This is a genomic window from Akkermansia muciniphila, assembly GCF_018709685.1.
In the GTDB taxonomy this organism is placed as follows: Bacteria; Verrucomicrobiota; Verrucomicrobiia; order Verrucomicrobiales; family Akkermansiaceae; genus Akkermansia; species Akkermansia muciniphila_E.
Window position 1 is genome coordinate 31,625 of sequence record NZ_JABDHQ010000013.1, and the last position, 12,815, is coordinate 44,439.

Below are 12,815 nucleotides of genomic sequence, written 5' to 3' on the forward strand. Positions count from 1 at the left end.
GTCCTTTTGGAAATTTTCCAAAAATGATTGAACAGGAGATTGACGCGGGGTGTCCGACTCTTCAATATTAAATAGTAGATATGATTAGACAAATTCTGCCAATAGTTGTTGCCGCCTGCGTTGCTCCCTGTTTTGCCGCGGAAGGCTGGGTTACCGATATGGATGCCGCCAAGAAGCAGGCCGCCGAACAGAAGAAGGACCTCATGATCGAGTTCACCGGTTCGGACTGGTGCCCGCCCTGCATGCAACTCCGCGCCAATGTATTCAGCAAGCCTGATTTCCAGAAGGAAGCTTCCAAGGATTTCGTTCTGGTGGAACTGGATTATCCGCGTAACAAGGAACAGTCCAAGGAAATGAAAGCCGCCAATGACAAGCTGGCCCAGCAGTACGGCGTGCAGGGGTTCCCGACGATCGTGTATGCGGATGCCTCCGGCAAGCCGTTCGGCGGGTTTGTGGGCGGCCGTTCCAAGGAAGACGTGATGAAGTCCATGCAGGAGGCCTTGAAGAACAAGGAAGCCCTGCAGGCCGCCGAGGCAAATGTTGCCAAGGCCACCACGGATGAAGCCAAGGTTGCCGCCCTGATGGAAGTCCTCAAGCTGGCTCCCCAGGATTATGTGGATACTTTTTACGGCGATGTGAAGGCTGAAATCAAGAAGCTGGACAAGGATGACAAGTCCGGACTGAAAGCCGCGGACGCCCACGCCGACCAGCTCAAGAAGGAACAGAAGGATGTGCAGGATTACCTTGCCGGCAAGCTGACGGACAAGACCACGCCTGCGGAAGCCCTCCAGGTGGTGAAGGCCTACCCGGACCGCGACAAGCTTCTTCCGGAAACCCAGCAGGATTTGCTGATGATGGAGTTTGGCACCTACCTGAATTCCACCGGTGACGTGGACGGCGCCGTGCTGATTCTGGACAAGGTTGCCGAATTGAAGCCGGGTACGGAAGCCGGACAGCGGGCTCCCCGCATCAAGGCCGGCATCCTTGCCAACAAGGATCAGATCAAGGCCCAGATTGACGCCGCCAAGAAGGCGCAGAGCAAGTAATCATTACTTCCTTTCCCTTATTCCCTGATTAAGGAAAACGGCCCCGCTGCGGTTTCATGCCGCCGCGGGGTTTTAATTTGCCTGCGGCTCCGCTTGCAGGGAAGCATGTTTTGCAAGAGCCGGGAAACCGCGTTACGGCTGGACGGAAAGGAGGGGCCATGCTTCGCATTCCGCCCAACCGGGCACGTCCGGTTTCCCGGCCTTCATGCTTTGCCCACCCTTTAACCTGGAGTATCCTTCACCTTTGAACTTGTTCCGGGGCGGGAGGGGGACATTCTTTTACAAGGGCCGGATGCCCCGGTTTCCGGCAGTGCGGCCGTCAGGAGTTACGATGGAAGTGCTGTTTTCCGGAATAAAAAGCCGGGCCCGGCGTGATACCGGACCCGGCTTTCTGCATGCTCTCTCCAGACGGGAGAAAGGGGGTTACTGGAGTTTGATGACGGTGTCCAGGCTGTCCCAGGTTACGCCCGCGGGCAGCGTGATTTTGTACTGGCCGTCTTCCTTTTCCAGCTTGGCGGCTTTCCCGTTGCCGTTTCCGTTCACGATGACGGTCGCTTTCGTGAATTTCTCCCCGAGGTCCTTGATGAACAGCGGTTCGGAGCCTTTCAGCGCTTTTCCGTTCTGGGCGATCAGCGGGCTGACGTGGAGATAGACGGTCTTTTTCCCATTGGCGCTTGTCTTGTAGCAGCTTCCGCCCCAGGGCTGTTCAATGTAGGGGCCGCCGCGGGTGTTGTAGATGGCTTCCCGGTAAGGGGCTATCCATTTGCCCATGGACAGGAAGATGTTGGCCTGTTCCGGGTCAAAGGCGCCCAGCGGCGTAGGCCCGATGTTGTAAAGCAGGTTGCCGTCCTTGACCGTGTTGTTGATCAGGAATTTGATGGATTTTTCCAGGGGAACGGTTTTTGCCTTGGAGGTATAGGACCAGTTTCCCGTCCAGTGGGTGCCGGGAATATTGGCCACCGTCATGCAGCTTTCCCACGGGGTTTTGCTGTTGAACGGCCCCAGCTTGCATTCGGGCGTCAGGAAGTCTCCCTTGAGTTCCTCCAGCAGGTCGCCTTTGTTGCCGCCGCCGCGCGTTCCGTTCATGCGGTTGTTGATCAGGATGTCCGGCTGGTACTGCTTGATGCGTCTCACCATGGTGCGCGGGTCCCACTGGTTGAGGGAGCTGTTGCCCAGGCTGTCAAACCAGATGACGTCCACCTGGCCGTAGCGGGTGAGCAGTTCGCTGAGCTGGCCGAAGTAGTATTCCAGATAACGGTAGTGCTGGTTGGTCAGGTAATAGGGATTGAACCAGTCGCGCCCGGAATAGTAGAAGCCCACCTTCAGCCCGGCGGCACGGGCCGCTGCCGCAAACTGCCCCACGATGTCCTTTTTGTAAGGAGTAGCGGCAATCGTGTAGGTATCGTAGCTGGACGGGAAGTTGCTGAATCCGTCGTGGTGCTTGGTGGTCAGCACGGCATATTTCATGCCGCTTTTTTTGGCAATGGACATCCACTTGCGGGGATCGTACTGCCTGGGATTGAAGTTCCGGTAGGCGGAGTCATATTCAAAGTCCACGATGTTCTTGTGCCCGCTGGCGCTGTCCCTGGGCCGGACCGCATTGCGTTCCCAGCTTATTTCCCGTTCCAGCAGGGAGGAGGGGTTCCAGTGCAGGAACATGCCGAATTTGGCGTTGCGGAACCACTGGAGCTGTTCCTCCCCGGCCTTGAAGTCAAAGAGCTGGTTCACCGCTTCATTGATCAGGTCGCGGTCCTTCACGGGGGAGAACACGTTTTTTTCCGGCGTGAGGATCACCAGGCCTTCCGCCATGGGCTGCATGCGGAAGTTGTCCACCGGGGCGCGGTTTTTGTCGCCCAGCCAGAGGTTGAGCTTGAGCGCCCTGGCTGCGTTGCCCAGTTCGTAGGCTTTCTGGCCTCCGGCTTCCTCCATGATTTCATCCGGCAGTTCCTTCTTGAAGACGGCCTGGATGAAGGGCTGGTTCAGGTAGATTTTTCCGTTTTCACGGAACGGGCGCAGGTTTTCCGGAATGGCTGTCCGTTCGTTGCGCACCATGGCGTAGGGGGAGGCGTGCAGAGGACCTGTTTCCACGGTGAAATAGACGGAGTCCTTGAGCCTTTCCTTCAGTTCGTTTTGAAGGTCCGCCACGTTTTCGTGATAGGATTTGCCGGAGTCAAAGCGGTTGGTGATGCCTTCCGCCTGTTCTTCCGTCATGACGGGGCCTATCCAGGCGCTTTCAATGGCATCCTTCGTTCCCGCTCCCACAATGATGCGGAAGTATTTTCCGGCGTCCTTGTCCGTCAGGGTATAGGATTCCGCGTCCGCCCCCTGCTGGACGAGCACGGGTTTCCCGTTTCTGGAATCGCTCTTTTCCCAGCGGATGACGGGGGACGGGGATTCATCTTCCGGGGCGGTGTAGCGGCTTTCCAGCGTGGAGCCTGTGATTTCCTCCCCTTCAATGTACGCTCTGACCCAAGGCGCCGTGTTTCCCGCCAGGGATGGCGCTGCAAAGACGGCTGCCGCCAGCGTCAGAAGACAAAACAAGTGCTGCTTGAATTTAGACATGGCAGAGATATTATTTTTTTGTATCCCGAAAACCAGTTTCAAGTTCAGCGGCATGGCAAAAGACCAGAAGCACGGCGTTTGCGCACTTCCATTTCTTTAAGGTGAAGCCTTGCACGGAGAACGGAAACCTGACAGAATCCGCCCATGCGCCTGTTCATGATGTTCTGTGTGATGCTTCTGCTCGCCGGATGCGACACGCGTACCAGCGTGGAACGGGCCCGGGAAGAAGGCGTTCTGATCGTGGGCAATAATACGGAGCCCCAGAGTTTCGACCCCCACATCGCCACCTCCGTTTCCGATTTCAAGATCATCAATTCCGTGATGGAAGGGCTGCTGCGGGGGGATTCCCGGGATGACGCCGTGTTCCATCCGGCCGTAGCGGAGTCCTGGACGCATAATCCGGAAGCGGACAAGTGGCGGTTTTTCCTGAGGAAGGACGCCGTGTGGAGCGATGGAGCGCCGCTGACGGCTCATGATTTCGTTTATGCCTATCACCGCCTGCTGCATCCGGAGTTTGGCGGACGGTATGCGGACATGCTTTATCCCCTGAAGAATGCGGAGGCTTATAACAGGAACCGCCGCAGCCTGGTTTTATGCGGTCCAAGTTCCCGGTTTGCCGCGGAAAACGGGCTGGATGCCGCTCTGCTGGACCGGGTGGACTGGCGGAAGCTGGATGCCTTGGGAACTGCAGAGTGGGAAGAGCTACGGCGCAACCCGTCCCGCATGGACTGGCCGGAGGGCATGCCGGAAGCGGCCGTGCGGAAGATGGCGGCCCTCATGCTGGAGGATGCCCGGTCCGGTCGCCCGGATTTATGGGATGCCGCGGGGGTGGGGGTACGCGCCGCGGATGATCACACGCTGGAGCTGACGATGCGCTCCCCCATGCCCCAGCTTCCCCTGCTGCTGCTTCACTGCACCTGGTTCCCGGTTCCCCGGCACGCGGTGGAAGCCCGCGGCGGGATGATGGACAGGACGGGCGCGTGGACGCGGCCCGGCGCCGCGGTGGGGAACGGCCCTTTTCTGATGGCGGAGCACCGTTTCAATGATTATGTGGAGGTGCGGCGCAATCCCCGCTACCGGAATGCCGGGGCCGTGCGCCTGAACGGCGTGCGTTTTCTTCCCACCGTGAACGGCTTCACGGAAACCCGCATGTTTTTCAACGGCAAGCTTCATGTGACCAATAACGTGCCTCCCGAGATGACGGCGTACGCTCAGGAGCGGGGAAAAGGCCAGTTCTGCCAGGATGATTATTACGTGACTATTTTTTACCGGCTGAATACCGGACGCGTGCCGCTGAATGACGCCCGCGTGCGGCAGGCTCTTTCCCTGGCGGTGGACCGGGAGGCCCTGGTGCGTGACGTGGTGTGCGGGGGCGGCCAGCCGTGCTTCGGCTTTACGCCGGACGGCGCGGGCTACAAGACGCCGCACGGGGTGGAGTTTAATCCGGAGAAGGCGCGCGCCCTGCTGGCCCAGGCCGGCTTTCCCGGCGGCAAGGGGTTTCCCCGGCTGGAGCTGATGACCACGTCCCGCGAGGTGCAGAAGACCATGGCGGAGGCCATCCAGGGCATGTGGAAGAGGCATCTGGGCATTCACGTGGACATCCGTTCCTGCGAGTGGACGGCCTACAAGTTCGCGCAGAACTCCATGCAGTATGATTTCAGCTCCTCCTCCTGGTCCGGGGATTATCTGGACCCGTCCAGTTTTCTGGATTTGTGGAGCGCCGCTTCCGGAAACAATAATACGGGCTGGTCCCATCCGGAGTATGAACGGCTGCTGGCGGAGAGCCGCGCCACGGGAGACCAGGGGAAGCGCATGGCCCTGCTGGCCCGCGCGGAAGCGCTGATGCTGGCGGAATCTCCGGTAATCCCCCTGTACTGGGCCAGGCGGTCCTACCTGAAGAGGCCGGAGGTGCAGGGGTGGCACCCCCTGCTGCTGGACAACCATTTGTTTGAAGACATGAGCCTGGGGGCGCCTCCGGCGCATGGGAAGGAGGCCGCGCCGTGACCCGGATGATTCTGAAGCGCCTGGGGCAGGGGCTCCTGGTTCTGCTGGTGCTGGAGACGGTGACGTTTTTCCTGATACGCCTGCTGCCGGGCCACCCCTTCATGGGGGAGAAGAAGCTGCCGGACCACGTCCTCCAGCAGCTTCAGGCCAGTTACGGGCTGGACCAGAGTTCCCTGGTGCAGTACGGGCGCTACTGGTGGAACATGCTGGTTCATGGCGACCTGGGACCGTCCCTGGTGAAGGAGGGAATCAGCGTGGCGGACATGATCGGGCAGTCGTTCCCGGTTTCCCTCCAGCTGGGCGTGATCGGCATGGTGATTTCCATTCTGGTGGGCATTCCCGCCGGAATCGTGGCCGCCCTGTACAAGAACAGGTGGATGGACTGGTGGGTGATGCTGGTTTCCATGGCGGGCATCTGCATTCCCGCCTTTGTGGTGGCTCCGCTGCTGGGCGTGGGCCTAGGCATGAATGTGCCCGGCCTGAGCGTGGCGGGGTGGGATTCCCCGGGCTGCGTGGTTCTGCCCGCGCTGACGCTGGGGCTGGTGAATGCCGCGTATCTGGCGCGCCTGACGCGCGGCGGCATGCTTGAGGTGTTGGGGCAGGATTTCATCCGGACGGCCCGCGCCAAGGGGGCGGGGCCCTTCCGCATGGTCTGGAAGCACGCCCTGCGCGGGGGGCTGATTCCGGCCCTTTCCTACCTGGGGCCGGCTTTTGCGGCCATGATTACCGGTTCTTTTGTGGTGGAAACCTGTTTCCAGGTTCCGGGCATGGGCCAGCACTTTGTTAATGCCACCACGGACCGGGATTATTTCCTGATCCAGGGGCTTGTCCTGTTTTACGGCATCCTGATTGTCGCGGCCAATCTGGCCGTGGACCTGGTGCAGATGGCCGTCAACCCCAGATTGAGAACGGAGTCATGAAGAGCGGGAAATGGAACAGCGCGGAGGAGCAGGGCTCTTCCCTGTGGAAGGACGCCTTTCTGCGGCTTTCCCGGAACCGCGCGGCCATGTTCTCCCTGCTGGCGCTGGCGCTGATTGTGGCGGCCTGTTTCCTGGGCCCCCTCCTGCCGTGGCTGCCGCACCCGAATGTGCAGGACCTGGCGCGCATTGCGGAAAGCCCCTCCCGGGAGCACTGGTTCGGTACGGACCAGCTGGGGCGGGACCTGCTGGCCCGCGTTCTGTACGGAGGCCGCATTTCCCTGCTGGTGGGCGTAGTGGCCACGGGCGTTTCCCTGGTGATCGGCGTGACGTACGGGCTGGTTTCCGGCTATGCCGGGGGGCGGCTGGACTCCCTGATGATGCGCCTGGTGGATGTGCTCTTTGCCCTGCCTTTTATTGTTCTGGTCATTATTTTCTCCCTGTCTGTGGAGGAACCCGCCCAGCGGCTGACGCAGTGGGTTTCCGGCGTCACGGGCTGGTCCGTGGAAATGGTGAGCCCCATGACCGGGCTGATTCCCCTGTTCATCGCCATCGGCGCGCTGGGCTGGCTGACGCTGGCGCGCATCGTGCGCACGCAGACGCTGGAGCTGAAGGGGCAGGAGTTTGTGGAGGCGGCCCGTTCCCTGGGCATCGGCCACATGAAGATTTTATTCCGCCACATCGCGCCCAATCTCTTCGGCTCCGTCATCGTGTACACCACGCTGGCCGTCCCCGGCATCATGCTGCTGGAGGCCGTCCTGTCCTTCCTGGGGCTGGGGGTGAAGGTCCCCAATTCCTCCTGGGGCACGCTGATCAAGGAAGGGGCGGACCGCATGGAGGTGAGCCCGGAACTGCTCCTGTTCCCGGCGCTGCTGTTTTCCGCCACGCTGCTGGCGCTGAATTTCCTGGGGGACGGACTGCGGGACGCCCTGGACCCCAAGTCTTCCAGGGATTGACGTTGTTGAATTAAAAAGAATGAAAGTTGCGTTAACGATCTCCATGCTGGTCATCTCCAATGTCTTCATGACGTGGGCGTGGTACGGGCATTTGAAGAAAGGTTCCCCGGCGGATGACAAGCCGCTGATGCTGATTATCCTGATGAGCTGGGGCGTGGCGTTTTTTGAATACTGCTTCCTGATTCCCGCCAACCGCCTGGGCAACGCGGGCGGCCTGAACGTGGCCCAGCTCAAGATCATGCAGGAGGTCATCACCCTGTGCGTGTTCATCCCGTTTGCCTTGTTCTACATCGGGGAGAAATGGAAGTGGGACTACCTGTGGGCCTTCCTGTGCGTGCTGGGCGCCGTGTTCTTTGTCAACAGGGAGCGCATGCTGGGGTGACATGCGTGACAGACTTTTTTTGTTCGCATTCCTCTTTCCGGATGGTCTCACCATTCAGAAAGATGAATATGAAAATAATACCTATTCTTGCCGCAGCAACCGTCGCCGTCCTGGCCGCAGGGTGCCATCACCACGACAATGACTATTACCGGCCCGGTCCGTCAAACCATTACAACCATAATCATCATAATGGCTGGCATGGCAACCAGAACCGGCCCAGGCCCCACCAGCGCCCGCATTACGTTACCGCCAATGAGGCTTCCTATCCCCGGCTGTACCAGCTCATGTAGATGAGCATCCGCCGGGGGAAGGTTCCTTATGGACCCGGCGTTGGCGGAAAAAGGGCCGTAAAGAAGGGCTGTGCCGGAATGCAGTTTCCCGGGCCTTCCTGATTCCATCCCCGGCGGCGCGCCGCCCGGTTTCTGGAACAGGGGCGGGTTCTGCGGGACCCTTGGGCGGGCCTGGCTCTTCGCGCACAGGATATAAGCTTGAAAAGGCGCGGCGCCCCCGGCACTCTATGCGCCAGATCAATGACTATAGATGAGCAACTGGATATATTGATGGGCGGTACTGCCGTCGTAATCAGCCGTGAAGAATTGAAGGAGCGTCTCAAGCTAGGGCGTCCCCTGCGCGTGAAGCTGGGCGTGGACCCCACCGCGCCGGATATTCACCTGGGCCATACGGTGGCTATTGAAAAACTGCGCCAGTTCCAGGAACTGGGCCATCAGGCCATTTTGCTCATCGGGGATTTTACCGCTACCATCGGAGACCCCTCCGGCCGTTCCGTCACCCGTCCCCCGCTTTCCCGAGAACAGGTGCTGGCGAATGCGGAAACGTACACCAAGCAGGCGTTCAAGATTCTGGACCGTGACAAGACGGAGATCGTCTATAACGGGGACTGGTTCCGCAAGATGACGTATGAGGAAGTGCTGAAGCTCAATTCCCGCGTCACCATGCAGCAGATGCTGGCGCGGGAGGATTTCAAGGCCCGCGTGGAAGGCGGCAAGGAAGTACGCCTGCACGAGATGCAGTACCCGATCATGCAGGGCTGGGATTCCGTGGAAATCCGTGCGGACGTGGAGCTGGGCGGCACGGACCAGCTTTTCAACATCCTGGTGGGGCGCGACCTTCAGAAGGAGGAAGGCATGCCGCCCCAGATCGCCATGACCATGCCCCTGCTGGAAGGCCTGGACGGCGTGCGCAAGATGTCCAAGTCCTATGGGAATTACGTGGGCGTGGATGAAGCCCCGGAAATGATGTTCGGCAAGATGATGAGCGCCAGCGATGAGCTGATGGACCGCTATTACCTGGTCCTGCTGGGTGAAAAGCGGGATATGGACCTGCACCCCATGGAAGCCAAGAAGCTGCTGGCCTGGAAGATTACGGCCCGTTACCACGATTCCGCCTCCGCGGATGCCGCCCGCGCTGACTGGGAGACCCGTTTTTCCAAGAGGGACCTGGCCGCCGCAGACCTGCCGGAAGTGGAGATTGCCTCCCTGCCTGCCGGCATGAACGCGCTGGCCCTGGCGGCCTTCCTGTTTGAGAACGTTTTCCAGGTGAAGAAGTCCAACGGCGTGCTGCGCAAGGAACATTTTACGCCCGGCGCCATCCAGTTGAATGACGTGAAGGTGACGGACCCCGCCGCCGTGCTGGAACTGGCTCCCGGCAGCGTTCTGCGCCTGAGCAAGAAACACGCCGTGCGCTTCAAGTAGGGAGCCGGAAACGGCGTTCACCTTCCTTCAATGCCTCCATGCCGGGATTCCTTTCCAAATTGGACCGTTTCACCGTTGGCCTCATCGTCAGCGTGAGCGCGGGGATTCTGCTCCCCTGTTCCGGCGTGTGGGATACGGTGTTCAGCCGCCTGAGTGATGCGGCCATCATCCTGCTCTTTTTCCTGTACGGGGCCAAGCTTTCCCGCCGCTCCGTGTGGGAGGGTCTGATGCACTGGCGGCTCCAGGGGCTGGTGGCCGCCAGCACCTTCGTGATTTTCCCCCTGCTGGGGATTTTAAGCATCCCCGTATGGAACAGCGTGCTGGGGCCGGACCTGTGCATGGGCATGCTGTACGTGTGCATGCTGCCCTCCACGGTGCAGTCCAGCATTGCGTTTACCTCCATGGCGGGCGGAAATGTGGCGGCGGCCATTTGTTCCGCTTCCGTCTCCAGCCTGCTGGGGGTGTTCCTCACGCCCCTGCTGGTGGGGCTGGTGTGGTCCCGCGGGGGAGAAGGGGGCGTGGATTTCTCCACCTTCCTGAACATCTGCTATATCATTCTGGTTCCCTTTGTTGCGGGACAGCTCGCCCAGCGCTGGATAGGCAAGTGGGTAGTGACGCACCGGAACATCACTTCCTGGACGGATCACAGCACCATCTGGCTGGTGATTTACACGGCGTTCAGCCACGCCATGATCAACGGCGTGTGGAAAAACCTTCCCTGGCTTTCCCTGGTGGAGGTTCTGGCGTTCTGCGGCATTCTGCTGGCCGCAGTCCTGTGGCTGACGGCGTTCCTTTCCCGCAGGCTCCGTTTTTCCCGTGAGGACCGCATCGCGATCATTTTCTGCGGCTCCAAGAAGAGCCTGGCAACCGGGATCCCGATGATGAACGTGATCTTTGCCGGAGCGCCCATCGGCCTGCTGGTCATTCCCATCATGGTATTCCACCAGCTCCAGTTGATGGTGTGCTCCTTTCTGGCCCGGAAATGGGGGAAGGATGTGGGAAGGACGGAAGGGGACCGTTTGTAAACTGATTTTCCCTGCGCGCTGCGCCGGAGCAGGGTTCACATGAAGGCCGGAGGCCTCCATTCCCAGGTGGCCGTCTTCCGTCCATGCCGTGGGCAATAGTTCTTCCCCGTATTCTTTGATGGCCGCGCTGCCGGAAACAAGGGCCTCCGGCCCTTGTAAGAATAATTCCTCCGTTTCTCTCCGGAACAGACCCCGCCATGAAGGCCGGGAAACCGGGCGTGCCCGGTGGGACGGAATGCGAAGCATGAAGCCCGCAGGGTGAGTGAATCGGAAAGATGAACGGCTCACCCCTTCATTCCCGGCTGACCGCCTTCCGTTCAAGCCTTGGGGAACAGCCCTTCGCCATGCCTTTTTGACAGCCGTATCAATGGGAATTCCTCCCTGCCTCTCCCGGCTGAAATCATGCCGTGTCCGGGTCTGCCTCCCGGAACATCAGTTTTCCGTCAGCTTCAGGACGCCGTCACACTGCATGTCCCTGCCCGGCACAACGACGTAGTTTCCGTAGGAGGGGATTTTGGCCGTTACGGGCTTGTTGCGGAATTTGGACATGAACCGCTGGAAGGGTTCCATGTCTTCTGGAACGATTTTCACTTCCGTATAGGCGGGATTGGACTGCACATCCGTGATTTCCACCCGGAAGGAGCCCACGCCGTTGCCGTCCGGCGTATAGAATTCCAGGGATTCTTCCGGGGAGGAGGGGTGCATGAAGAACAGGAAAAGCATGATGCCCAGAGCCGCCAGGGTGACGACGGTCAGCGGAATGTTTTTTCTGAGTGGTCTGATGTGCATGCCTGCTTTTCCTTTCTTTCATAAGATTATGGGTTTTACTGGGACGTGTCAACACCTCCGGAAGGAAGCCATGACGCGGATGTTATCCATCTTCTTTTGGTGGAACGGCTTCCGGAGCGGATTGCGTGCAGGGAAAAGGGTTGCGTCCGGGGGGCAATGTGGTAGTTTGTGCGGACAAAGGGAGCCCTATGACCGTGCCCGTAAAGATACTGTCCGCGTTGGCCGGACTGAGCCTGGCCGGAAGCGTTCACGCGCGCATCTGGACCAATGACCGGGGCGCAACCGTGGTAGCCGTGCTGGTGGCCGTACGGGATGCGGAGGTGGACCTGAAGCTTCAGGACGGGCGTGTGGTGGCCGTTCCCAAGAACGTTTTTTCCGGCGCGGACCAGGCGTATATTCTGGAATGGGCGAAGTCCGGCGGCACGCTTCCGGATACGGATGTGGGGGCGGAGAATCCCCCCGCGCAGGGAAGCCCCGGCGCTCGTTACGTCCCTCTGGAACCGAACTGGGACACTCCCTGGCCCGCTGCGGCGTCGGCTCCCTCCTTCCTGCTGGTGAAGGCCGTGCAGGAGACGGATGAGCTGAGCGTGTATGAAACGGACCATTTCATGATTGAGTCTCCCGGAAAATTGTCGGAAGCGGAACGCATGGCCCTGGCGCGGAGGTTTGAGACCGTTTTGTCCGTTCTGGCGGGCCTACCCATGAATCTGACGGTGGCGCGCCGCCCCTCCCGCAAGTATCTGGTGCGGGTGTGCTTCCAGGAAGAGGATTTTAACCAGGCGCCGGGCCTCACGCATGGCAGGCTCAAGTTTTCCCCCACCAGTTTCACGGTTCTGCTGCTGCGGAACAAGAAAGGGAAACCGCTGAAGCTGGATGCCGTGGATCCGCGCTTTGCCGTCACGCACTGGGTGGCGCAGTCCATGGACCTGGAGCACTGGCTGGTGGACGGCTTTTCCGCGTACATGGCTTTCCTTCCCATGGTGAAGGAGGCCGCGGTGTTCCGGAAGCTTCCCGAAAGGCTGGCCTCCATGCTGCCGCGCGCCGTACGCACCGGAAAGGAGTCGCTGCCTGCGCTGGCGGACATGCTGGCGCGGGATTCCTCCCATTCCGCCGCAGGCCATGACAGCCCCTTGAAGGGAGACACGGCAGGGTACTGGGCCGGCCTGTTGTGGACGGTGTACTGGTTCCATCTGGAAGGGGAGGGAAAGGCGGCCCGCCTCCGGAGCTACCTGAAGGCCCGGGATGCGGAGGATGAGAGCAAGGCGCGGGGCATCCTGCTGAACGGGAAGCGTCCGGAAGAAGTGCAGCAGGAAATGGCGGCAGCCTGGAAAAAGCTGGGCGTGACGCTGAAGTTTGCGCCGCCGTCCCCTCCCGCTGCGGACAAGGCGGCGGAGTAGCGGAAGGGTATGTTCTTTCCCTGCG

11 protein-coding genes are annotated in these 12,815 nt (G+C 60.2%); 9 read left to right on the forward strand and 2 right to left on the reverse strand.

The genetic code is table 11. From position 1 onward, the window contains the following. Positions 1 to 80 precede the first annotated feature (80 nt). Positions 81 to 1,046, forward strand: coding sequence for a thioredoxin fold domain-containing protein (locus tag HHJ06_RS09140; RefSeq protein ID WP_215429030.1), 966 nt, complete (start codon positions 81 to 83; stop codon positions 1,044 to 1,046). A 423-nt stretch (positions 1,047 to 1,469) separates the two neighbouring features. On the opposite strand, the gene HHJ06_RS09145 is transcribed toward HHJ06_RS09140, so the two are convergent. After that, the gene (locus HHJ06_RS09145; protein WP_215429031.1) at positions 1,470 to 3,608 is read right to left on the reverse strand and encodes an alpha-L-fucosidase; all 2,139 of its coding nucleotides are present in this window, start codon (positions 3,606 to 3,608) and stop codon (positions 1,470 to 1,472) included. Positions 3,609 to 3,764: 156 nt separating this feature from the next. Here HHJ06_RS09145 and HHJ06_RS09150 point away from each other — a divergent pair, with 156 nt between their 5' ends. From HHJ06_RS09150 to HHJ06_RS09180, 7 genes are all read left to right on the forward strand, one after another. Beyond that, entirely contained in the window at positions 3,765 to 5,612 is a 1,848-nt protein-coding gene (locus tag HHJ06_RS09150) for a peptide ABC transporter substrate-binding protein (RefSeq protein ID WP_215429032.1), read from the forward strand. 5 nt (positions 5,613 to 5,617) lie between these two features. Next, the gene (locus tag HHJ06_RS09155; RefSeq protein WP_215429069.1) at positions 5,618 to 6,532 is read left to right on the forward strand and encodes an ABC transporter permease; all 915 of its coding nucleotides are present in this window, start codon (positions 5,618 to 5,620) and stop codon (positions 6,530 to 6,532) included. Next, entirely contained in the window at positions 6,529 to 7,485 is a 957-nt protein-coding gene (locus HHJ06_RS09160) for an ABC transporter permease (RefSeq protein WP_215429033.1), read from the forward strand. The genes HHJ06_RS09155 and HHJ06_RS09160 overlap by 4 nt, the downstream gene beginning before the upstream one ends. A 19-nt stretch (positions 7,486 to 7,504) precedes the next feature. Continuing rightward, a complete protein-coding gene (locus tag HHJ06_RS09165) occupies positions 7,505 to 7,867 on the forward strand; it encodes a DMT family protein (protein WP_102713772.1) in 363 nt (120 codons plus the stop codon). 68 nt (positions 7,868 to 7,935) lie between these two features. Further along, a complete protein-coding gene (locus HHJ06_RS09170) occupies positions 7,936 to 8,157 on the forward strand; it encodes a hypothetical protein (protein WP_215429034.1) in 222 nt (73 codons plus the stop codon). 240 nt (positions 8,158 to 8,397) lie between these two features. After that, positions 8,398 to 9,579 (forward strand): tyrosine--tRNA ligase, encoded by a 1,182-nt coding sequence (gene tyrS / locus HHJ06_RS09175; RefSeq protein WP_215429035.1) that lies wholly within the window; start codon positions 8,398 to 8,400, stop codon positions 9,577 to 9,579. A gap of 38 nt (positions 9,580 to 9,617) precedes the next feature. Continuing rightward, positions 9,618 to 10,604, forward strand: a complete 987-nt coding sequence (locus HHJ06_RS09180) for a bile acid:sodium symporter family protein (protein ID WP_215429036.1) — start codon at positions 9,618 to 9,620, stop codon at positions 10,602 to 10,604. A 432-nt stretch (positions 10,605 to 11,036) separates the two neighbouring features. On the opposite strand, the gene HHJ06_RS09185 is transcribed toward HHJ06_RS09180, so the two are convergent. Then, entirely contained in the window at positions 11,037 to 11,393 is a 357-nt protein-coding gene (locus HHJ06_RS09185) for a hypothetical protein (protein ID WP_215429037.1), read from the reverse strand. A gap of 194 nt (positions 11,394 to 11,587) precedes the next feature. On the opposite strand from HHJ06_RS09185, the gene HHJ06_RS09190 reads away from it, so the two are divergent. Then, positions 11,588 to 12,790 carry a hypothetical protein gene (locus HHJ06_RS09190; protein ID WP_215429038.1) on the forward strand — a complete coding sequence of 401 codons (1,203 nt, stop codon included), beginning with the start codon at positions 11,588 to 11,590 and terminating at the stop codon, positions 12,788 to 12,790. Positions 12,791 to 12,815: the final 25 nt, after the last annotated feature.

Bases quoted from the DNA above. Each gene is read 5' to 3' on its own strand.
- HHJ06_RS09185 (WP_215429037.1), bottom strand. From the start codon at position 11,393: ATGCACATCAGACCACTCAGAAAAAACATTCCGCTGACCGTCGTCACC.
- HHJ06_RS09140 (WP_215429030.1), top strand. From the start codon at position 81: ATGATTAGACAAATTCTGCCAATAGTTGTTGCCGCCTGCGTTGCTCCC.
- HHJ06_RS09150 (WP_215429032.1), top strand. From the start codon at position 3,765: ATGATGTTCTGTGTGATGCTTCTGCTCGCCGGATGCGACACGCGTACC.
- HHJ06_RS09155 (WP_215429069.1), top strand. From the start codon at position 5,618: ATGATTCTGAAGCGCCTGGGGCAGGGGCTCCTGGTTCTGCTGGTGCTG.
- HHJ06_RS09145 (WP_215429031.1), bottom strand. From the start codon at position 3,608: ATGTCTAAATTCAAGCAGCACTTGTTTTGTCTTCTGACGCTGGCGGCA.
- tyrS (WP_215429035.1), top strand. From the start codon at position 8,398: ATGACTATAGATGAGCAACTGGATATATTGATGGGCGGTACTGCCGTC.
- HHJ06_RS09160 (WP_215429033.1), top strand. From the start codon at position 6,529: ATGAAGAGCGGGAAATGGAACAGCGCGGAGGAGCAGGGCTCTTCCCTG.
- HHJ06_RS09180 (WP_215429036.1), top strand. From the start codon at position 9,618: ATGCCGGGATTCCTTTCCAAATTGGACCGTTTCACCGTTGGCCTCATC.
- HHJ06_RS09170 (WP_215429034.1), top strand. From the start codon at position 7,936: ATGAAAATAATACCTATTCTTGCCGCAGCAACCGTCGCCGTCCTGGCC.
- HHJ06_RS09165 (WP_102713772.1), top strand. From the start codon at position 7,505: ATGAAAGTTGCGTTAACGATCTCCATGCTGGTCATCTCCAATGTCTTC.